This window comes from Patulibacter defluvii (assembly GCF_034096925.1).
Taxonomy (GTDB): domain Bacteria; phylum Actinomycetota; class Thermoleophilia; order Solirubrobacterales; family Solirubrobacteraceae; genus Patulibacter; species Patulibacter defluvii.
Genome location: NZ_JAWZSQ010000012.1, coordinates 1 through 21,193 on the forward strand (window position 1 = coordinate 1; position 21,193 = coordinate 21,193).

The window sequence follows — 21,193 nt, forward strand, 5'->3', positions numbered from 1 at the left end:
GCGCCGGCGGGTTCGGATCCGTATCTGCGGGTCTATGGCGTGACGCGTGAGGGGTGGTTGTTCGAGACGTTGACCGATGTCGCGAACAACACCCCTTGGGGGTCGTACGGGCTCGGGCCGGTGCGGCTCGCGGCCGGCCGCCTGAGCGCCTTCCGCACGCCCGACGGACGGCAGCACGTCTACGGCGTGAAGCCGTGACCGATCAGATCCACTGCATTCGGTCGCGCTCGATCTCGGCCAGCGCGTCGCCGGCGGGCCGGTTCGCCCCCGGCCGCGTGCGCGGCCGGCCGAGCAGCGTCTCCGGAATCGCGAGGCCGAAGCGCCGGCCCGAGGCGAGTGCGGAGAAGGCCGCTCCCCTGGCCTGAGCGGTGAGCGTGTCGACGGCGTCCGGCGCCACCAGCAGCACGGTTCCGCCGAGGTCGCGTTCGGGCAGCAACTCGGTGGCGTCGTTGGCGATCGGCACCGCGCTGGGAGCACGGCCGGTGCCGCGGGCGGTGACGTAGGCCGGGCCGCCATCACGAGCGAGCAGCCCGAGCCCGCGCGGAACGAACGACGGCTCGAACCGGTCGCCGGCGCGGAGCAGGAGCACGGCGCCGTCGCGTCGGCGAGCGGCGATGCCGGTCCGAAACGCACCATCGTCGTCGGTCGCCGCGGGCAGGAGCTGCAGGGCATCGATCCGGTCCAGGGCGTCAAGGGCGACGCGTCGCGGGTCGTCGGCGACCACGATGGTCTCGACCGGCGTCCCCGGGATCGCCGCGATGGCGTCGAGCGTGGGCGTGAGCGGCGTGCTGTCGTTGGCGACGACGACCGCGGTCAGCTCGTCCGCGGCCTTCGGTTCGGCGACGGCGACCGCGGCAACCTCGTCCAGGAGCCGTCGGTACGCGGCGGTGAAGGCCCCCGGATCGGGCAGCGCCGCCGACTGGGGGGCCCGTGACGCGATCATCCGGTCGACGGCGCCGGGGTCCGCGGCGAGCGCCTCGATCGCGGCGGCGAGGGCGTGGTGGTCCGTCCCCTCGGCGACCCATCCGGATCCCTGAGCCACCGCGTCCTCCAGGCCACCGACGGGCGTGACGAGCAGCGGACGGTTCTGCTGGAGCGCTTCGCGGGCCACGTACCCGTAGCTCTCGAACCGAGAGGGGAGGACGACGAGGTGGTGCGCGGCGTAGACCGAGGACAGCGCGTCGTGCGGGACCTCGTCCCGGATCGCGATTCGGGGGTCGCCGTCGCTCAGGCGGTCGAGCTCCGCCCGCATCGAACCGCCGCCGGGCGCGGTCGGCGTGTCCCGGCCGACGACGGTCAGTCGTAGCCGCGGGTCGTCGACCTCCCGCAAGGCAGCCACCAGGGCGCGTACGCCCTTGCGTTCCTCGAGCCGACCGACGAACAACAGCCGCAGGCCGTTGCCCGCGGGCGGAGGGTCACTGGGAACCGCGTCGACTTCGCTGCTCGCGAGCGGCATCGGGACGATTCGGCTGGCCGCCAGCCCGTCGCGGCCGTAGAAGCGCTCGTAGGTCTCGAAGGTCTTCGCGCTCGGTGTCAGCAGTGCGTCTGCGAACCGCAGGGCGTGACGTTCGAGCGCCATCGTGTAGCGGCCGACGTCGTCGTGGTGCGCGACACCGTTGAGGACGGCGGTGAGCTCCCAGGTCGTATGCAGGCGAACGCAGACGCGTGGGGCCGGATCGCCGGCGCTGCCGGCTCTCACCGCGTCGACGACCACGGCCGCGTCGCCACCGTAGTCGGCCAACTCGATCAGGTCGACCGGGCGTCGTTCGTGGATGCTGCGGAGCGCCTGCCACAACGAGTCGGCGACCGCGTGCGCCCGGCTGGCGAAGGGCGACAGATCGCCGCCGACGACGTCAGGCGCCCAGGCGAACTGCACATGCGGGTCGAACGGCAGCTCGCCGCTGTCGGCCAGCTGTCGGTGATGGGCACGGAAACGCTCCGGCAGGAGCACCGTGACGTCCATGTCCCGCGCGAGCAGGTTCGCTGCGTCGCGCACGTAGCGACCGAGCCCTCCGCCGCCGACGAACGGCCAGACTTCCTGAGAGGCGAGGACGACGTGGGGGCGGGACACCTGCGGGACTCTAGTTTCCACGCGGAGGCCGGGCGCCGACCGCTGGCATGGTGCCCCGGCGTGCCCTAGACTCCGCGAGGTTCGAAGGGTCCTCGCGGGTCGTCGGCAGTCCTCGGAGACATGACGTCCCGGCGTCTGCGGCGCACGAACGGTCAAGGGGTCGGTCATCGACGCAGCACGCGTCAACAACAGCAACAACGGAGCACCGGGGCGCGGTGAGGTGTCGTCGGCGGTTTCCGCGCGGTCGCAGCGGGGGCCTGGCGGGCGTCCGCAGATCGTCCTCGCGACCCGCGAGCTGTTCCCCTTCGCCGGTCCCTTCGGTTGGAGCGGGATCGGGGCCTACGTCGCCGAGACAGCTGTTGCGCTGGCGCCGATCGCGGACGTCACGCTGGTCGTCGCCGACTGGTTGCGGAGCGACTACGATCGGGCACGGGCGACCAACGACCCTCGTGCTGAGCTGGGCGGGGCTCGGATCGCGTGGGTCGCGGTGCCCGAGCCGGCCGAGGAACAGGGCTACTTCGCTCACATGCAGCTGTACGGGGCTCGCGTCCTCGAACGGATCCGCGAGCTGTTTCCGTTCGAAGGCCCCGACCTGATCGAGTTCTGCGACTACCTCGGCGAGGGCTTCGTCACTGCCGAGGCACGCCGTGCCGGCGATCCGCTGCTGGCCGAGACCCTGATCGCCGTTCGCCTCCACACCAGCCTCGACATCTGTCACGCGCTCAACGAGCATCGCGAGCGTCGCTTCGACACTCGCGTGAACCGCGAGCTCGAGCGGCGAACCCTGGAGCAGGCTGACGTCCTTCTCCACGGCGGTGGTGACGTGCTCGACACCTACCGTCGTTGGTACGGGCCCGGCCTGGCGCCGGCGGTTCGCGTCCGCCACCCGCTCACGACCGTTGGCGCCGAGCCCGGACCGGCGCCGGACGGGCCGCTGCGCCTGCTCTACATCGGGCGGCTCGAGCGGCGCAAGGGCCTGAACGAGCTGATCGAGGCGATGACTGCGGTCGGTGGCGCCTGGACGCTGTCGCTGGTCGGCGGAGACAGCCCGACGGCGCCCCGGGGCGAGTCGATGCGAGCGGCGCTGGAGCGCGCGATCGCGGGCGACGAGCGGGTGCGGTTCGTCGACGCTGTCCCCCGGGAGCAGCTTCCGCAACTGATCGCCGATCACGACGCCGTGGTGCTCCCCTCGCGCTGGGAGTGCTGGCCCTACGTCGGATTGGAAGCGATGCTGGCCGGGATCCCGCTGATCGGGACGCCGGTCGGAGGCCTCACCGAGATGGTCCAGGAAGGGGTCTCCGGGTGGACCACCGGCGGCACCGACGCCGAGTCCCTGATGACGACGCTGAGCCCGTTGATCCAAGATCCGGCGCGGGTCCGGTCCTTGCGGGGCAGCAGCGTCTTGCGCAAGCACGTGGCGGGCCTGGTGGACGCCGACGGAATCCGGTCGTCCTACTCCCACCTGCTGCACGACCGCCCGCGGGAAGTGCCGGGCCGCCGTCCGCGGCCCGCCGGTGCCGTCGATCCGTTGGTCTCGGTCGTCATCCCCTACTACCGGATGCACCGGTTCCTGGAGGACGCGGTCGCGTCGGCCTTTGCGCAGCGCTACCAACGGATCGAGGTGATCGTCGTCAACGACGGCTCGTTCAGCCCGCAGGATCGGGCCCTCGCCGAGATCGCGAGCCGCTGGCCGGTCGCCGTTCTCTCCCGACCCAACGGCGGGCTGGCCTCGGCCCGGAACTTCGGGATCGGCCAGTCGCGGGGACGTTACGTGCTGCCGTTGGACGCTGACAACGTGCTCGAACCAGAGTTCGTGGAGCGCTGCGTCGCGGTGCTCGAGCACGATCCGCAGACGGCGTACGTGACGTCGTGGAACCGCTACGTCGATCAGAACGGCACGCCGATGCCGGCGCCTGACATCGGCTATCACCCGCTCGGCAACTGGTGCCCGCTGGTCGAGGAACGGAACGTCGCGGGCGACGGCACCGCCGTGCTGCGGCGCTCGGTGTTCGACCGTCATCGCTATCCGCCGGAGATGACGGCTTACGAGGATTGGGCGTTGTACCGGCTCCTGCACCGGAGCGGGCTCCACGGTCGAGTGATCCCCGAGCGTCTGTGGCGCTATCGGGTGCGGCAGGACTCGATGCTGCACACGATCGACGAGCGAGACGCACAGCGGCTGCTCGCGGAGAAGGACGCTGTGATCCTGAAGGAGGAGATGACGTGGACGTCGACGAGCGCCTGAGCCTCGAGGCCGTCAGCGCCAATACGCTGATCGCGGCCGAGCACCGCCACCGCTACGAGGTGGCGGCTCGCGCGGTCGTCGGTCAGCGCGTTGTCGATCTCTGCTGCGGGGTCGGCTACGGGACCGCGATGCTGGCGGAGGGGGCGCTCTCCGTCGTCGGCGTCGATCGTGCGGCGGCCGCCACCGACGCGGGTCGCGCGAGCTGCGAGCGGGCTGGTCTCGACAACGTGACGTTCGTGACGGCGGATGCGCTGGGGTACCTCCGGAGTCTCGTCTCGGGTGAGGTCGACGTGGTGGTGTGCTTCGAGGGGCTCGAGCACCTGCCCGAGCTCGACCGGGTGGTCGACGAGCTGGCGCGGCTCGCGTCATCGGGAACGGCGATCGTGACGTCGGTGCCGAACAGCGCGACGCTCGGCGAGGAGAACGACTTCCACCTGACGGACTTCGATCTGCCGTCGGCGGAGGCATTGGCGGTGCGGATTCCCGGCGCGTGGATCGCGTACCAGACCCACGCCGAGGGCTCGTTGATCCGGACGGCCGAGACTGACGACGTCGACGCGCGGGTGCGGCTCGGCGGAGAGCACGACCTGGACTGGGCGAACTCGTTCCTGGTCGTGGCCGGGATCGACCAGCGTCGCCTGCTGCCGGTCGAGGACGCGAACCTGCAGCTGACAGTCTCGCCGGTCAACCACCGTTACATGCGCCACCTGGAGCAGGCGAACCGCGAACTCTGGGCCACGAACATGCGGTTGGGCCGCGAACGGCTGGGGCGGGTCGCTCGGGACGCCGGCGACACGGAACAGCGAGACCGCGACCCGTCCGATGTGACCCGGATCGCCGATCTCGAGGCCCAGCTCGCGAGCGCGATCCGTGAGCGGGACGAGCATCGACGCGCCTGGATCGTCGTCCGGCACAGTCGCCTGACGCGGGTTGCCGCTCGCCTGGCCGGCCACAGGTTCGACCGATGACGCGGCCCATGAACGGCTCGGCCGCCGACTCACGAGACGATGCCTTTGCTCTGCTGGCCGATCAGGTCTGGCAGATGAGCTACGGCGAGCGCCTGGCGATCGAGGGGCTGCTGTCCGCGCTGAGTCCGTCGTTGGCGGTCGAGATCGGCACCGCCGAAGGCGCCAGCCTGCGTCGGATCGCCGCCCACAGCGCGGAGGTCCACTCCTTCGATCTGGTCCAGCCCCAGCTCGAGTTGCCGCCCCACGTTCACCTGCACTCCGGCGACTCGCATCAGCTGCTCCCCGAGGTGCTGGCCGGCTTCGCCACCGAGGGTCGCAACGTCGACTTCGTGCTGGTCGACGGCGACCACTCGGCCGAGGGCGTCCGCCGCGACGTCGAGGACCTTCTCGCGTCGCCGGCGATCTCGCGAACGATCATCGTCACCCACGACACCGGCAACGAACGCGTTCGGGCGGGCCTTGACGCCGTCGCCTACGGCGCGTGGCCCAAGGTTGCGCACGTCGACCTGGACCTGGTGCCGGGACACCTGGGACGTGAGCGGTTCCCTGGTGAGCTGTGGTATGGCCTTGGCGTCATCGTCGTCGACGCCCGACGGGGAGCTTACGGCCAGCCCGACCCGGTCCAGCGCGACCGCTACCACGGAGGGGAGCTGCTCGCGCTGGCCCGCGACGTCCTCTCCGCGGGCGGACCTCCGCCCCCGGCGCTGGTTGCCGCCAACGCCCGCGTGGCCGAGCTCGAAGCGACGGTCGCTGGACTGCGGGGCGAGGTCGAGCATCATCGCGCGCTGTGGCAGGCGCTGATGGCGTCCCCGAGCTGGCGGGCCACGGCGCCGCTGCGGCTGGCGAAGCGGCTGGTGGCGCGCCGACGGTCACCAGCCGAAGACGCGTGAGCTGCCCCAGCCGTCGAGGCCGGTTGGGGCCCCAGGCGCAGCGGCATAGCCGACGAAGGTGAGCTCGCCGCCGCCGGCGAGCGACAGCTCGACGTGATCGGTCACCCAAGGCAGTGCGGCGACGGCATGCCACGGCGGCGTACCGAGACGGTTGCGGAGCCCGAGGGGGCTGAGCGTCCGATCGCCGACATGGACTCGGACAGCGTGCCGCGGATCCTCGCTGGCGATCATGCCTACGTGCAGTTCGTCGGTGGCAGTGGGTAGGCGCACGGGCAGTCGCATCCCCGGGCCGAGGACGATCCGTCCGTCGTCGCGGACCCACGCTGCGCCCGCTGCATCGGGGTCGATCCGCATCCGCCACGGGCGCACCAGCGCCGGCGGGTCGTCAAGCGGACGGGCGCTCAGGATCGTGTCGATCCAGCTGCGTGACCAGGCCGGAGGCAGGTCGGGCCTCCAGCCGTCCATCATCGCGGCCAGCTGGAGCTCCTCCCAGAGGACCGGTCGGACGCCGTAGAGCGATTCGGCGTAGCTCGACGCCACGGTTCGCTGCGCGAGGTCGCCGAATACCAGCTCGAACTCGTGGAAGGACACACCACGACCGGCGCGGACCAGGGCCAGGCGCTCGGCCGCAGCGCCCCCGGCCGCCCGCGCGGCAGCGATGTCCTCGACGAAGGACGCCCGTGGCGAGCGTTCCGCGTAGCGGGCGAGGACGTCCTCGGGCAGACCGTCGACGAACGGCAGCCGGGAGCTGTGGTGATCGACCGGTGTCAGACGGTTCGGGCATTCGACGATCACGACATGGCCGTCCTCCGCCACCACGTCGCGGGCCATCTCGAGCACGGCGAGCCGCTCATCCCTCGTCAGGTGCTCGACCACGGCGTAGAGCAGCACCACGTCGATCCGCTGGTCCAGAGCGCGGACCTGGTCGACGATTCCGCCGACCGGCAGGGCCCGCAGGTCGACGTTGTCGAGGCCGCGCTCCGCCACCCGAAAGCGAGCCTGCTCCACGGCATCGGCGTCGATGTCGACGCCGATGTGGCGGGCGACGTGGGGTCCGAACGCACAGCTCACAGCGCCTTGGCCACAGCCGTACTCGAGGACGGTCGCGTCGGCCAGCGGAACGTGCTCGGCGATCCACGGGATCACATGCGAGGTCGCGGTCCTCCAGCGTGCGCTCCATTCGGGATGCTCCGGACCGAACGTCGTCGCCACGGCGGGCACCCTACCGTGGCGGCGCGCTCGGGCAGGTGGGCGATCGGAGCCGGCCCGTCATCGGACGGTGAAGCCGATCCGCGCGACCGTGCCGCCGGCCACGCGGACGACCAAGCGGTAACGGCCGCGCCGCAGCGACTTGCCGAGCAATCGGCGCGTGACGGTTCGCCGGTTGTTCCCGGCGACGCCGCTGAACGACACCTTGCCGGCGACCGCGACCACCCGGGTGCACCGGGGACGCCGAGCATTGCGCGGCGTCGGCGCGCGACAGACAGAGCGAGCAGGGCGCCCGACCTGCTGACGCCGACCGGGCAACAACCGCTCGACGGTCAAGGTCGAACGCGCCGCCGCGTCGAGCCTGAAACGCAGCTGCGCGCGCGTGCGGCTGGTGAGTGTGCGCGGCCGCAGCGACGCATCGAAGATCCGGGCCGCCGGGGAGCCCGCTCCTCCGCCGGCGCCGCCATTCGCCGGTTCGCCGCCGGTGCCTCCGTCGCCGTCCGGCCCGCCGCCACCCGGAGCCGGCTCCGGGATCGCGGTGAAGAGCGCGATGACTCCGCGCGTGGCGGAGGGCGTCACGCCGCCCAGGTTGCTGCCAGCGACCCCTGCGCCGACCAGGTAGCGCCCGTCGGCGGTGCGGGCGAGCGCCTGCAGGCTGCTGCCTGGACCGGTTGTGGCCGGCTCGGCCATACCGTTCACGAAAGCGTAGGTCGTTCCCGGTTCTTGCGGGAACATCTGGTAGTCGACGCCGAGCGTGGCACCGAAACCCGAGATCGGCGTTCCGGTGACGGCGTCGAGGGCCGTCAACGCCATGATGCGGTACTGCGAACCCTCCGCGGTGCCGCCGACGTAGACGGTTCGCGGGGTCACCAAAACCGCGGTGGCTCCCGGATAGGGCCTCGTGAGGACCGTGGCGCTGGGGGGCGCCGCGCGGTTCCAGGCGAAGCCGCCCGACCCGAACGTCGGATCGAGGCCACCTCCCGACGACCGTCGTAGCGCGAAGGCGTCGGCGCTGCTGCTCACGGCGTTGCTGCCGACACCGATCACGTCGTTGGCCGTCGTCAGCGCGATGCCCTCGACCGACGAGTACGACCCGCCGAGGCCCACGAGAGGGACTTCGAGCGTCCCGTCCGGCCCCATGCGGCCGATCGCCATCTGTTGGGCCCCGAAGGTGTTGGTGACGCGCCCGCCGAGGACGATCCGGCCGTCGCCCTGGACTGCCACCGATCGGCCGACGGATTCCTGCGTTCCCGCGCTGCGCGGCCGCTGCCAGACCCCGTCCCCGTCGAAGCTCGGGTCGGGCTGGCCGCTCGCGTCCCAGCGGGCGACGGTCGCCGCGTCGGAGCCGTCGTCCAGGCGAGTGGTTCCCGCCACCACCGCTCGCCCGTCCGAGGTCAGGGCCAGCGCGGCTCCGCGGCTGGCCGCCGCGCGCTGGGCGACCGCGACGCCGCCGCTGCCGTAGCTGCCGTCGAGGTGGCCGTCGGCGGTGAAGCGCTCGGCCAGCAGGCCGACCGCGCTGCTGCCCTGGAGGAGGGTGCCGCCGACGACGATCCGGCCGTCGGGCTGGAGGGCGATGCCGCTGGCCGAGGAGTTCGTCGCCCCGGCCGCGGGGCCGCTGAAGGAGACCGGGCCACGGGCGATGCCGCCGTCGCCGAATCCGGGATCGAGCCGACCGTCGCGGAGGTAACGCGCCACGATCAGGCGCGGGCCGCTGGCCGGGCCCTCCTGGCCGGCCACCAGGAAGCCGTCGCCGTGGGCCACCACCGCCGCGTAGGCGCTGTCGACCGGGCCGAGGACGACCCCGGCGGTCTGCGGGGGCGCGGCGGCGCCGAAGCTCGGCACCAGCGCACCCGGAGTCCCCGGGGCCGGGGCCCCGGGTGTCGCCGCGCCCGCCGTCGCCGGCAGGGCGGCGAGCGCCAGGGCGGCGGTCAGGAGGGCGCGACGACGGACCATCAGGGCCGGACCTTGAACTGCATGGTCAGCTTGTTGCCCTTGCGGCCCTGGGCGTCCGTGGCCTGGATCTGCAGCCGGTAGTCGCCGCGGGCGAGCGCCTTCTTGATCACGGTGCGGGTGATCGTGATGGTGTTCTTGCCCTTCTTGCCCTTGACGCTCTTGCTGCCGGGCAGCGGGGCGTAGCGGGTGCAGCGCTTGGCCTTGCGGTTCTTCTTCGTCTCCTTGACGCAGGTGGTCTTCGCCGTCTTGCCCTTGCCGGTGGTCTGCTTGCGGCCGCCGGTCGCCTTCTCGACGTAGTACTTGACGGTCCCCGCGTCGGCCAGGTTGAAGGTCAGCTTGGCCTTCGTCTTCTTCTTCAGCGTCCGCGTCGACAGCTTCATGCCCGAGATCCGCGGCCCGACCTTGGTCTCGCCGCCGTCCCCGGGCGGGATCTCCTTGCCCTGCTCGTCCGGCAGGCTCGGCCCCGTGTACGGGTACGCCCCGTAGCGCGCCACTACGCCGTAGGTCGTCGTCCCCGACGGGCTGGTCGCCGTTCCGGCCAGGTAGACCCCGTCGCTGCTCAGCGCCACCCCGGACGCCCGCAGCGCGGTCGAGTTCGACCCCGGCACGCCGTTCTGGACCTCGCCGCCCGCGAACGCGGCGTCCGGGTTGCCGTTGCCGTCGAGCGCGGCGATCGAGAGCCGCGAGATCGCGTTCGCGTCGAAGCTGCCCCCGACGTACGTGTGCGCCCCGTCGATCGCGACCCCGTAGCCGCCCGGCACCGGCGCGTTGGGCGGGAAGTTCTCGCCCGCCGACGCCGCCCGGTACGCCTTGCCGCCGTTGCCGAAGGCGTCGTAGGCGCCGTTGGCCTGCAGCCGCACCGCCAGCGAGAGCGCGCCGGGGCTGCCGCCCTGGCGGGCCGCGCCGGCCAGCGCGATCCGGCCGTCCGGCAGCAGCGCGACGTCCTCGAACGAGGAATAGGACGCGCTGATCGCGTACTGCTCCAGCAGCGAGCCCGAGCCGCGGAAGCTGCCGTCGGGGCTGCCGTCCGCGTTCACCCGCAGCGCCAGGCCGAGCGTCGGCTGCCCGACCTGCTGGGCGCCCACGGCGACGATCCGACCGTCGGCCTGGACCCGCAGGGCGTTGATCCGCGACGGCCCCGCCGCCACCCGCACGCCGCCGCCGAGGCCGCCGTCGGGCGCCCCGGCCGGCGTCAGCCGGGCGACGGTCGCCGCCGGGTTCGGATCGGTCTGGTCGTTGACCGACGATCCACCGAGGACGATCCCGCCGCCGGGCGCGACCGCCACGTCGTTGGCCTCGCCCTGGCCGTTGAAGCCGCCCTTGACCGCTTGCACGCCGTCGCCGTCGAAGCTGCCGTCGCGCTTGCCGTCGGCGTTGAACTTGACCGCCACCATCCCGTCGGCCAGGCCGCTCGCGCGGGCGGTGGCGGAGACGACGACCTTGCCGTTGGCGAACAGCGCGACGCCGGTGCCCTCGAGCGAGGTGGCGTCGGCGACGGCCTGGTTCGGTGCCGGGATCTCGGCCGCGAACGAGCCGTCGCGCGAGCCGTCGCGGTTGAGCCGGGCGACGAACAGCTGCGAGCTGCCGGGCGCGCCGCTGCTGCCGACGACGACCGCCTTGCCGTCGGCGCCGACGGCCACGGCCTCGATCCGCGTGTTGTCGTCGAAGCGGGCGATCCCGGCTCCGGTCGGGCTGCCGACGGCGAACGCGCCGTCGAGTTGCCCGAGCGGGGCCGCGGCGGCCCCCGAGGCGAGCATGAGCGTGCCGCCGGCGGCGAGCACGGTGATGGACGCCAGACGGCGCGAACGGCCTCGCTCGGCGAGGCGACGATGATCGGACACTGATCCGCTCCTTGACCCTGGGAGATCCCGGCACCCCACCGGGACGGACCCGAGCCAGGCTACTCCATCGCCTGCGGCCCGCGACGCAGTTCCCCCGGTCCCGACGGCGGCCGCCGCGCTCTGTCGTCGCGCCGACAGCCGGACCGACGCGGCGGCGTCGCAGCGGGTGACGAAGCGGTGAATCGGGCGCCGATTTCCGACGGCGGCACGGGCGACGTGCGACAGTCTCCCCTGCGCCGGGGATCCGGCCGCGGGGGTCCGCGGCCGGGAGGCGCGATCCGCGGGTCCACCGGTGCCGGGGCTCGCGGATGGGGACGGGGCCCGGTCAGGCCCGCCCGATCCGTTGAAGACGGCGCCGGGTGTCTCGAGGGAGACGACGAATGGGTCAGAAGACGACGCGGCGCGCCCGGCGCGCCGCGGTCACCGGTGGCGTGCTCGCCGCCACGCTCGCCGCGGCCGCTCCGGCCTCGGCCGCGCTCGGCGGGGCGAACCCCGCCAGCTACAACCACGTGCCGGACCTGCGCTCGGTGACCTTCGGGTCCTCGGGGCCGGACAAGGTCGCCTGGTTCACGTTCGACGAGCCGCTGGCCTCGAACGCGATCGATCCGAGCCAGTTCACGCTCGGCGGCTACGCGTCGTCGGACCGGCTGCCGACGGCCAACGCGGCGTCGGTGGTCGGCACCAAGCCGAACACGGTCGAGCTGCGCTGGACCTCGACCTCGCCGGACTTCGACGAGACGTCGTACGGCGTCGTCAACGCGGGCGCCGTGCGGGCCTTCAACGGCAACCAGCCGAACCGCGTCGACTCGACCTCGGTGACCGCCGCGAAGGGCCAGTCGGGCACCCGTGGCCATTCGGTCGCGCCGGACCTGGTCGGGGTGCGGGTCGACGAGACGAACCTGAACGCCAACGTCCTGATCTACACCTTCGACCAGAAGATCAAGGGCCCGGTCGCCGCGCCCGCCTATGGCTTCGTCAAGCAGGACGGCCAGAGCGTCGCCGGCGCCTCGATCGCCGCCCAGAGCGACTACGAGGTGGCCGTCCGCTTCCCGTCGCTGCCCGGCGACGACCTGGTGACCGAGGCGGTCAACGGCTTCGTCGACGTCAACAGCAACACGTTCGCCAAGAACTACGCGTCGGACCTGCTCCACGCGGCCACGCCGACCGTGCTCGCGGTCGCCGGGAAGAGCAAGGCGACGGCGATGCCGGACCTGCTCTCCGCCGAGCTCGGCAGCGGTGGCGGATCGACCTCGATCACGTTCCACTTCGACGAGCCGGTCAACACGCCGCTCGCGCCCTCGATCCTCGCCCGGACCGCGGCCGGGCAGCTGGTCCAGGCGACCTCGGCGGTGGTCAACGCCGACGGCAAGTCGGTGACGGCGAACTTCCCGAACCCGGCGGCCAACCTGGCGCAGGAGCACTTCGTCCAGGCGATCCTGTTCGGCGGGGCCCTGCGGAACGCCAACAACGTGCCGATCTTCGGCGACACCGCGCCGATCGGCGGCAACGCGGGGGCCAGCTCGACCGGCTGGACCAGCGCGCCGGAGGCCACCTCGGCCACGTTCAACAAGAGCAACGGCCAGGTCGACGTCACGCTCGACACCCGGCTGCAGATCCCGTCGGTCAACACGGCCGGCTTCACGCTGGTCGACGCCAACGGCGACACGGTCGCTCCGGCCGCCGCCTCGGTGGTCAGCGAGGGCTCCAACGGGGCGCCCGGTCCGCAGACGATCCGTCTGCAGTTCCTGCCCAACCAGGTCGCGGCGTCGTCGGCGCTCGAGATCCAGGGCTGGAACGCGGGCGGCCAGTCCGGCCCGTTCGGCCTCTTCGGCTCCAACCTCGGCTTCGACGGTCCGAACGCGGCGCCGGTCGCGCAGTCGCTGACCGCGGCCGCGTCGGCGGCGGCGATCGCCCCGGTCGGCACGCCGAAGTCGGCCTTCAAGCTCCGCCGCCCGACCTCCAAGGTCGTGCTGCCGGCGAAGATCCGCAAGGCCCTGAAGCCGACCAAGAGCGCCAAGCAGGCGCGCGCCAACGCCCGGATCCTGCGGGCCTACGCGCTCAGCAAGCACAAGGTCCGCGTGGTCGCGATCAAGAAGGCGGCCAAGCGCAAGTAGCGCCGCCCTCTCGATCGGCAGCACCCGACGCGCCGCGGTCGCCCGACGACCGCGGCGCGTCCTCCTTCAGGACTCCCGGTCGCGCGCCCCCCTCGCCCGTGCGGGGGAGGAATCCGGGGGTGCGCCTCAGGGCTGATCTTGGGGTGGCTCCCGCTTGCGGGGTCCCCGGACGTCGTCTTTCCTTGCAGCCTCTGTACGGCTGCCCTCGTGGCGGTCGTGGGGTGCGGCCCGCACGACGCCCTGGTCACGGTGAGCGGGTCGGAAACGACACCAGGCCTCGAAGGAGACCTCATGACGCATCAGTCCCGGCGCGGTTCGCGCCGTGCCACCATCGCCGGCGGCGTGCTCGCCGCGTCCCTGATCGCCGCCGCTCCCGCGTCGGCTGCCCTCGGCGGGGCGAACCCGGCCAACTACAACCACGTGCCGGACCTGCGCTCGGTCACCTTCGCGACCTCCGGTCCGGACAAGGTGGCGTTCTTCACCTTCGACGAGCCGCTCGCCTCGAACGCGATCGACCCGACGCAGTTCACCCTCGGCGGCTACGCCTCGAACGACCGGATCGCCGACGCCGACGCCGCGTCGGTCGTCGGCAGCAAGCCGAACACGGTCGAGCTGCGGTGGACCTCCACCGACCCCGACTTCGACGAGCTGACCTACGGCGTCGTCAACGCCGGTGCCGTCCGCGCCTTCAACGGCAACCAGCCGAACCGGGTCGACTCGACCTCGGTCACCGGCGCCAAGGGCCAGTCGGGCACCCGCGGCCGCTCGGTCGCCCCCGAGCTGACCGGCGTGCGGGTCGACGAGACGAACCTCAACGCGAACGTCCTGATCTACACCTTCGATCAGAAGATCGACTCCGGCTCGGTGGTCGCCGGCTCGTTCCGCTTCATCAAGCAGGACGGCTCGGCCGTCGCCACCGGCACGATCGCCTCGGCGTCCGACTACGAGGTCGCCGTGCGCTTCCCGTCGCTGCCGGGCGACGACCTGGTGACCGAGGCGATCGAGGGCCAGGTGCTGCTCGGCGCCGTCCAGGGCCGCAACCACAGCAAGCTGGGGACCCCCGGCGTGATCGCGGTCGCCGGCAAGAGCAAGGCGACGGCGCGGCCGGACCTGCTCAGCGCCGAGCTGACGCTGACCGGTGGCTCGACCTCGATCACCTACGTCTACGACGAGCCGGTCAACACCCCGGTCGCGGCCAACTTCCTGGCGCGCACCGCCGCCGGCTACCTGGTCGCGGGCACCAACGCCGTGATCAACGCCGACGGCAAGTCGGTGACGGTCAACTTCCCGACGCCGGTCGCCGGCTCGCAGGAGCACTTCGTCCAGGCCGTCAACTTCGACGGTGCCGTCCGCAACGCGAACGGCCAGCTGGTGCTGGCCGACTCGGCCCCGGTCGGCGGCAACGCCGGCGCGGCGTCGACCGGCTGGACCTCGGCCCCGGACGCGACCTCGGCCACCTTCAACAAGCAGAACGGCCAGGTCGACGTCACGCTCGACAGCCGGCTGACGATCCCGTCGGTCGACCCGACCCAGTTCCACCTGGTCGACGCCAACGGCGACACGATCCAGACCCTCGGCGCGACCGTGATCAGCCAGGGCTCGAACGGCGCCCCGGGGGCGCAGACGATCCGCCTGCAGTTCCTGCCCAACCAGGTCGCGGCCGCCTCGGCGATCGAGATCGACGGCTACCAGGCCAACGGCACGCTCGGCACGCCGTTCGTCGGCTCGAACGCGCTCAGCGACGGGCTCGACGCGGTCCCGGTCGCCCAGTCGCTGACCGCCCGCGCCTCGGCCGCGGCGATCGCGCCGGTCGGCACCCCGCAGTCGCGGCTGAAGCTGCGCAAGGTGAAGACCGTCGGCGTGCTGCCGGCCAAGGTCCGCGAGGCCCTGAAGCCGGCCAAGAACGCCAAGCAGGCCCGCGCCAACGCGAAGGTCCTGCGCCAGTTTGCCCAGGGCAAGGTCACGGTCAAGAAGACCGCGGTCAAGAAGGCCAAGAAGGGCTGAACGACCACCCACAGCGGTCGGGGCGCGTGCGTGCCCCGACCTGACCGCGCCCCCCCGGCGCGGTCGAGCGACGGCCACCGGTCTCCCCACCGGTGGCCGTCGTCGTTCTGTCGGCCGGCCGACGGACCGACGGACGCGGGGGCGTCGCAAGCCGTGACCATCCGGTGAAATCGGCCGCTTTCCGCCGTCTGGGGGTCCGGCGGCGTGCCACAGTTGCGGCCGCGCTGGGGTATTCGTCCGCGGGATCCGTGGACGGGGCGCGACTCGCGGGCCTACCGGTGCCGGGGCCTCGCGGGTGGGGTGCGGTCCGGTCAGACCTCCCGATCCTGAACACGGCGCCGGGTGTCTCGAAGGAGACCACGAATGGGTCAGAAGTCGACGCGGCGCGCCCGGCGCGCCGCGGTCACCGGTGGCGTGCTCGCCGCCTCGCTCGTCGCCGTCGCTCCGGCGTCGGCCGCGCTCGGTGGGGCGAACCCCGCCAGCTACAACCACGTGCCGGACCTGCGTTCGGTGACCTTCGGGTCCTCGGGGCCGGACAAGATCGCCTGGTTCACGTTCGACGAGCCGCTCGCCAGCAACGCGATCGACCCGGCGCAGTTCACCCTCGGCGGCTACGCCTCGTCGGACCGGCTGCCGACGGCCAACGTCGCCTCGGTCGTCGGCAGCAAGCCGAACACGGTCGAGCTGCGCTGGACCTCGACCTCGCCCGACTTCGACGAGACGAGCTACGGAGTCGTCAACGCCGGCGCCGTCCGCGCCTTCAACGGTAACCAGCCGAACCGCGTCGACTCGACCGGCGTCACCGGGGCCAAGGGCCAGTCCGGCACCCGTGGCCGTTCGATCGCGCCGAACCTGGTCGGGGTGCGGGTCGACGAGTCGAACCTGAACGCCAACGTCCTGATCTACACCTTCGACCAGAAGATCAAGGTCGGTCCGGGCGGCATCTCGCCGATCGCGTTCTCGTTCCTGAAGCAGGACGGCTCGGCCCACAACGCGACCACCGTGGTCTCGTCGAGCGACTTCGAGGTCGCCGTCCGCTTCCCGTCGCTGCCGGGCGACGACCTGGTGACCGAGGCGGTCTCCGGCTTCGTCAACAGCGGCGCCAACATCTTCGCCAAGAACTACGCGACCGACAGCGCGCACTCGGTCCAGAACACCGTCGTGCCGGTGGCCGGCAAGAGCGGCACCACCACGCTGCCCGACCTGCTCTCGGCGTCGCTCGGCGCCTCGGGCGGCTCGACGTCGGTGACCTACGACTTCGACCAGCCGGTCGCCAACGCGGTCGCCGGCGACTTCCTGGTCCGGACCTCGACCGGCCAGGTCATCACCGGCACCAGCGCCGTGATCACCGCCGACGGCCGGTCGGTGACGGTCAACTTCCCGAACCCAGTCGCCCAGAAGTCGCAGGAGCACTTCGTCGAGGCGCACTTCTTCACTGGTGCGGTGACGACCCCGAACGGCACGCCGGCCTGGGGCGACACCGAGGCGATCGGCGGCAACGCCGGTGCCTTCTCGACCGGCTGGACGTCGGCGCCCGACGCGACCGCGGCGACGTTCAACAAGTCGAACGGCCAGGTCGACATCACCCTCGACACCCGCCTCAACACCGCGGTGCCGATCGCGCCCGGCCAGTTCACGCTGGTCGACGGCAACGGCGATCCGATCGCCGTCGCCGGCAGCGCGATCTCGGCCGGCTCGGACGGGGCGCCGGGCCCGCAGACGATCCGCCTGCAGTTCCTGCCCAACCAGGTCGCGGCCGCCTCGGCGATCGAGATCAACGGCTACAACGCCGGCGGCCTGCTCGGTACCCCGTTCAACGGCTCGCTCGGGACGGTCGACGTCGCGAACTCGATCCCGGTCGCGCAGTCGCTGACCGCCGGCACCACCGCCGCGGCGATCGCGCCGGTCGGCACGGCCAAGAAGTCGCTGAAGCTGCGCCGCGCGACCAGCCAGGCGGTCCTCCCGGCCAAGGTCCGCAAGGCCCTGAAGCCGGCGAGGACGCAGGCCCAGGCCCGCCGCAACGCCCGCGTCCTGCAGGCGTTCGCCAACGGCCGGTACAAGGTCAAGACGGTCCGGATCAGGCCGGCCGCCAAGCGCAAGTAGCGCTTCCCCGACGCGCCGTGGTCGGCCCTGCCGGCCGCGGCGCGTCGCGCGTTCGCGCCCGCACCGACGCCACCGGCGCTTGACCGGGGCCTCGCGAGCGCGTTCAATCCCCCGTCGTGCCTGGTCAGCATGAACTAGTCCGTAGATGGGGGTGGGGTGCGGCGGTCGCCGTCGCGCTGGCGCCGTTGGCCGTCGCCCAACCGGTCGCCGCCGCGCTCGGCGGAGCGCCACCGGCCCGCTACGCCCACGTGCCCGACCTGCTGTCGGTGACCCTCACCCGCAGCGGTCCCGACCGGGTGGTGCTGTTCGCCTTCGACGAGCCGCTGGCCAGCAACGCGGTCGCCGCCGCCGACTTCCGGCTCGGCGGCTACGGCTCCAGCCAGCAGCTGCCGGTCGCCGACGCCGCGTCGGTGGTCGGGACGCGGCCGAACGTGGTCGAGCTGCGCTACGCCAGCCCCGGCCCCGACCTGTCGCAGGCGACCTACGGGGTCGTGAACGCCGGGGCGGTGCGGGCCTTCGACGGCAACCAGCCGAACCGGGTCGACGCGATCGCGGTCAGCGGCAGCGAGAGCCGCTCCGGCACCCGCGGCCACACGATCGGGCCCGATCTGGTCGGGGTCCGCGTCGACGAGTCGAACCTGAACGCCAACGTCCTGATCTTCACCTTCGACCAGCGGATCGACCGGACCGCGGTCGTGCCGGGCCAGTTCCGGTTCGTCAAGCGCGACGGTCGCACCGAGCCGGCGGGGGCGCTGGCCTCGGCCAGCGACTACGAGGTGGCGGTCCGCTTCGGCTCGCCGCCCGGCGACGACCTGGTGACCGAGGCGGTGCGGGCCAACGTCGGCGTCGGCGCGGTCCGCTCCGCCGACCACGGCAACCCGAGCCCGCCCGGCCAGGCGGTGGTGGTCGGCCAGGGCGGCACCACCGCGCTGCCCGACCTGATCACGGCCGAGGTCGATCCGACGGCGGGTGCGACCTCGATCGACTACCGCTACGACGAGCCGGTCAACACGCCGATCGCCGCCTCGTTCCTGGCCTACACCGCCTCGGGGGTGCCGGTGCCGGGACGGACCGCGGTCGTCACCGCCGACGGCTACACGGTCCGGGTCACCCACCCGCACCCCGCCCGCGAGCAGGAGCACTACGTCCACGCGGTCACGCTGCCGGGCGCGGTGCGGGACGCCAACGGCAACGCCGCCGCCAGCGGCGCCGTCGCGACCGGCGGCAACGCCGGGGCGCTCGCCGGCGGCTGGACGACCGCGCCCGACGCGACCGCGGTCACCTTCGACCGCCGCAACGGCCAGGTCGACCTGACGCTCGACACCCGGCTGGAGATCCCCTCGGTCGATCCGGCGCGGTTCCGGCTGGTCGACGACAACGGCGACCTGGTCCGGGCCGGGGCGCTCGACGTCGTCAGCCAGGGCTCGAACGGGGCTCCCGGCCCGCAGACGATCCGGCTGCAGTTCCTGCCCCACGAGCTGGCGGTGGCGCACGCGCTCGAGCTGGACGGCTACGCGGCCGGCGGCCTCGCCGGCGTGCCCTTCCGCGGCTCGCTGGCGGCGGTCGATCCGGCCAACGCGATCCCGGTCGCCCAGGCGCTGAGCCCGGCGGCGACGGCGGCCGCGATCGCGCCGCTCGGCACCTCCGCCGCGCGGCTGCGGCTGCGGGGCGTGCGCACGATCGGGGTCCTGCCGGCGGCGGTCCGGCGGGCGCTGCGGCCGACGCGGGATCAGCGCCGCGCCCGCGCCAACGCGCGGCTGATCGTGCGCTTCCTGCGCGCCGACCCGCGCGACCGGCGGCTGCGGGTGACTCGGGTCGCCGCCCGCCGGGCCCCGCGCAAGCGCTGACCGGACTCTGTCGGCGCGCCGACACGGGCTCCGTCGTGGGCCCGGCAGAGCGGCGCGTCGGCGTTGACGGTGCGGGCTCCGTCGCGGTTGACTGGGGCGGTCGTGCGGCCGTCACGGGTTGGCCGCGGGGTGCGACACCGGGCCTTGGTCGGGCTGCGGGTCGGAAAAACAGCTCGAAGGGGGACCCTCGAATGACGTCCTACGCTCGGCGCCTCGCGCGCCGTTCGGCGATCGCCGGTGGGGTGCTGGCGGTCTCGCTCGCGGCCGCCGCGCCCGCCTCGGCCGCGCTCGGCGGGGCGAACCCCGCCAACTACAACCACGTTCCGGACCTGCGGTCGGTGACCTTCGGCGAGTCCGGGCCCGACCAGGTGGCCTGGTTCACGTTCGACGAGCCGCTGGCCTCGAACGCGATCGATCCGACCCAGTTCACGCTCGGCGGCTACGCCTCCAGCCAGCGGATCCCGACGGCCGACGTCGCGTCGGTGGTCGGCAGCAAGCCGAACACGGTCGAGCTGCGGTGGACGTCGAACGGCGTCGACTTCGACGAGACTACCTACGGCGTGGTCAACGCGGGTGCCGTCCGCGCCTTCAACGGCAACCAGCCGAACCGGGTCGACTCGACCGCCGTCACCGGCGCGAAGGGCCAGTCGGGCACCCGCGGCCACTCGGTCGGTCCCGAGCTGGTCGGCGTGCGCGTGGACGAGTCGAACCTGAACGCCAACGTCCTGATCTTCACCTTCGACCAGGCGCTCAACGGCGTCGCGGTCCCGGGGGCGTTCGGGTTCGTCAAGCAGGACGGCACCACGGTGGCGCCGGCCTCGATCGCGTCGATCAGCGCCTACGAGGTCGCGGTCCGCTTCCCGTCGTTGCCCGGTGACGACCTCGTGACCGAGGCGGTCGAGGGCTTCGCCAACGTCGGCGCGACCTTCTCCGCCAACTACGCCAACTTCAACTCGGCCGGCGTGGTCGCGGTCGCGGGCAAGTCGAAGGCGACCGCCCGTCCCGACCTGCTGGCGGCCGAGCTGGGCAGCGGCGGGGGCACGACCTCGGTCACCTACAGCTACGACGAGCCGGTCCACGCGCCGATCGCGGGCAGCTTCTTCGTCCGGACCGCCAGCGGCGTCTACGTGGCGGGCAGCACGGCGGTGGTCAACGCCGACGGCAAGACGGTGACGGTGAACTTCCCGAACCCGACGGCCCAGAAGAGCCAGGAGCACTACGTCCAGGCCTTCAACCTGACCGGGGCGGTGCTGAACGCCAACAACGTCCCGGTCCTCAACGACTCGGCGCCGATCGGCGGCAACGCGGGGGCGTCCTCGACCGGCTGGACGTCCGCGCCCGAGGCGACCTCGGCGACGTTCAACAAGCAGAACGGCCAGGTCGACGTCACGCTCGACACCCGCCTGAACGTGACGATCGGCGTCAACCCGGTCGCGTTCACGCTGGTCGACAGCAACGGCGACACCGTCGTCGCCGGCGCCCAGTCGGTCGTCAGCGCCGGCTCGGACGGTGCGCCGGGCCCGCAGACGATCCGGCTGCAGTTCCTGCCCAACCAGGTCGCCGCCGCGTCGGCGATCGAGCTGAACGGCTACGACGCGCCGTTCGGCGTCACCGGTCCGACGCCGTTCTTCGGCTCGCTGGTGACGGCCGACGGGGCGAACTCGGTGCCGGTGGCGCAGGCGCTGACCGCGGGCACGACGGCGGCGGCGATCGCGCCGGTCGGGACCGCGAAGGCGAAGCTGAAGCTGCGCTCGGTGAAGAAGGTCGGCGTGCTGCCGGCCAGGCTCCAGCGCGCGCTGAAGCCGACCCGCAGCGCCAAGCGGGCCCGCGCCAACGCGCGGGTCATCCGCCGCTACCTGAAGGCCGGCGGCTCGCTGAAGGCCAGGAAGGTGGCCGTCAAGAAGGCCGCCGGGAAGCGCTGAACGGCCGCTCGCGACGGGACGGCGAC

At 72.7% G+C, this 21,193-nt stretch carries 13 protein-coding genes; 9 read left to right on the forward strand and 4 right to left on the reverse strand.

The genetic code is table 11. The features are described from left to right. On the forward strand, positions 1 to 198 hold a 198-nt coding region (locus SH587_RS13330; RefSeq protein WP_320671117.1), incomplete at its 5' end, for a hypothetical protein. A gap of 4 nt (positions 199 to 202) precedes the next feature. On the opposite strand, the gene SH587_RS13335 is transcribed toward SH587_RS13330, so the two are convergent. Next, entirely contained in the window at positions 203 to 2,071 is a 1,869-nt protein-coding gene (locus SH587_RS13335) for a glycosyltransferase family 4 protein (protein ID WP_320671118.1), read from the reverse strand. Between the two features lie 220 nt (positions 2,072 to 2,291). On the opposite strand from SH587_RS13335, the gene SH587_RS13340 reads away from it, so the two are divergent. The 3 genes from SH587_RS13340 to SH587_RS13350 are packed head-to-tail and all read left to right on the forward strand — an operon-like array spanning position 2,292 to position 6,174. Continuing rightward, positions 2,292 to 4,316: a glycosyltransferase gene (locus tag SH587_RS13340; protein ID WP_320671119.1), complete on the forward strand. Its 2,025-nt coding sequence runs from the start codon at positions 2,292 to 2,294 to the stop codon at positions 4,314 to 4,316. After that, positions 4,295 to 5,284: a class I SAM-dependent methyltransferase gene (locus tag SH587_RS13345; protein WP_320671120.1), complete on the forward strand. Its 990-nt coding sequence runs from the start codon at positions 4,295 to 4,297 to the stop codon at positions 5,282 to 5,284. Before SH587_RS13340 ends, SH587_RS13345 begins: the two co-directional genes overlap by 22 nt. Before the next feature lie 8 nt (positions 5,285 to 5,292). Further along, on the forward strand, positions 5,293 to 6,174 hold the full coding sequence (locus SH587_RS13350) for a class I SAM-dependent methyltransferase (RefSeq protein WP_320671121.1): 882 nt from the start codon (positions 5,293 to 5,295) through the stop codon (positions 6,172 to 6,174). Here the strand turns inward: SH587_RS13350 and SH587_RS13355 are convergent. Genes SH587_RS13355 through SH587_RS13365 form a run of 3 tightly spaced genes read right to left on the reverse strand, consistent with a single transcriptional unit; the run spans position 6,154 to position 11,093 of the window. Next, positions 6,154 to 7,386 carry a class I SAM-dependent methyltransferase gene (locus tag SH587_RS13355; protein WP_320671122.1) on the reverse strand — a complete coding sequence of 411 codons (1,233 nt, stop codon included), beginning with the start codon at positions 7,384 to 7,386 and terminating at the stop codon, positions 6,154 to 6,156. The genes SH587_RS13350 and SH587_RS13355 overlap by 21 nt on opposite strands. A 57-nt stretch (positions 7,387 to 7,443) precedes the next feature. Continuing rightward, positions 7,444 to 9,336, reverse strand: coding sequence for a hypothetical protein (locus SH587_RS13360; RefSeq protein ID WP_320671123.1), 1,893 nt, complete (start codon positions 9,334 to 9,336; stop codon positions 7,444 to 7,446). Beyond that, positions 9,336 to 11,093, reverse strand: coding sequence for an NHL repeat-containing protein (locus SH587_RS13365; RefSeq protein ID WP_320671124.1), 1,758 nt, complete (start codon positions 11,091 to 11,093; stop codon positions 9,336 to 9,338). The genes SH587_RS13360 and SH587_RS13365 overlap by 1 nt, the downstream gene beginning before the upstream one ends. 464 nt (positions 11,094 to 11,557) lie before the next feature. Between SH587_RS13365 and SH587_RS13370 the strand changes: the two genes are divergently transcribed. From SH587_RS13370 to SH587_RS13390, 5 genes are all read left to right on the forward strand, one after another. After that, the gene (locus SH587_RS13370; RefSeq protein ID WP_320671125.1) at positions 11,558 to 13,291 is read left to right on the forward strand and encodes a hypothetical protein; all 1,734 of its coding nucleotides are present in this window, start codon (positions 11,558 to 11,560) and stop codon (positions 13,289 to 13,291) included. 291 nt (positions 13,292 to 13,582) lie between these two features. After that, on the forward strand, positions 13,583 to 15,295 hold the full coding sequence (locus SH587_RS13375) for a hypothetical protein (RefSeq protein ID WP_320671126.1): 1,713 nt from the start codon (positions 13,583 to 13,585) through the stop codon (positions 15,293 to 15,295). 363 nt (positions 15,296 to 15,658) lie between these two features. Continuing rightward, positions 15,659 to 17,398 carry a hypothetical protein gene (locus SH587_RS13380; protein ID WP_320671127.1) on the forward strand — a complete coding sequence of 580 codons (1,740 nt, stop codon included), beginning with the start codon at positions 15,659 to 15,661 and terminating at the stop codon, positions 17,396 to 17,398. 185 nt (positions 17,399 to 17,583) lie between these two features. Beyond that, positions 17,584 to 19,245, forward strand: coding sequence for a hypothetical protein (locus SH587_RS13385; protein WP_320671128.1), 1,662 nt, complete (start codon positions 17,584 to 17,586; stop codon positions 19,243 to 19,245). A gap of 191 nt (positions 19,246 to 19,436) precedes the next feature. Next, positions 19,437 to 21,167, forward strand: a complete 1,731-nt coding sequence (locus SH587_RS13390) for a hypothetical protein (protein WP_320671129.1) — start codon at positions 19,437 to 19,439, stop codon at positions 21,165 to 21,167. Positions 21,168 to 21,193 lie beyond the last annotated feature (26 nt).

Excerpts from the sequence above, each read along its gene's own strand:
- SH587_RS13370 (WP_320671125.1), top strand. The coding sequence starts at position 11,558 with ATGGGTCAGAAGACGACGCGGCGCGCCCGGCGCGCCGCGGTCACCGGT.
- SH587_RS13390 (WP_320671129.1), top strand. The coding sequence starts at position 19,437 with ATGACGTCCTACGCTCGGCGCCTCGCGCGCCGTTCGGCGATCGCCGGT.
- SH587_RS13375 (WP_320671126.1), top strand. The coding sequence starts at position 13,583 with ATGACGCATCAGTCCCGGCGCGGTTCGCGCCGTGCCACCATCGCCGGC.
- SH587_RS13380 (WP_320671127.1), top strand. The coding sequence starts at position 15,659 with ATGGGTCAGAAGTCGACGCGGCGCGCCCGGCGCGCCGCGGTCACCGGT.
- SH587_RS13360 (WP_320671123.1), bottom strand. The coding sequence starts at position 9,336 with ATGGTCCGTCGTCGCGCCCTCCTGACCGCCGCCCTGGCGCTCGCCGCC.
- SH587_RS13365 (WP_320671124.1), bottom strand. The coding sequence starts at position 11,093 with ATGCTCGCCTCGGGGGCCGCCGCGGCCCCGCTCGGGCAACTCGACGGC.
- SH587_RS13350 (WP_320671121.1), top strand. The coding sequence starts at position 5,293 with ATGAACGGCTCGGCCGCCGACTCACGAGACGATGCCTTTGCTCTGCTG.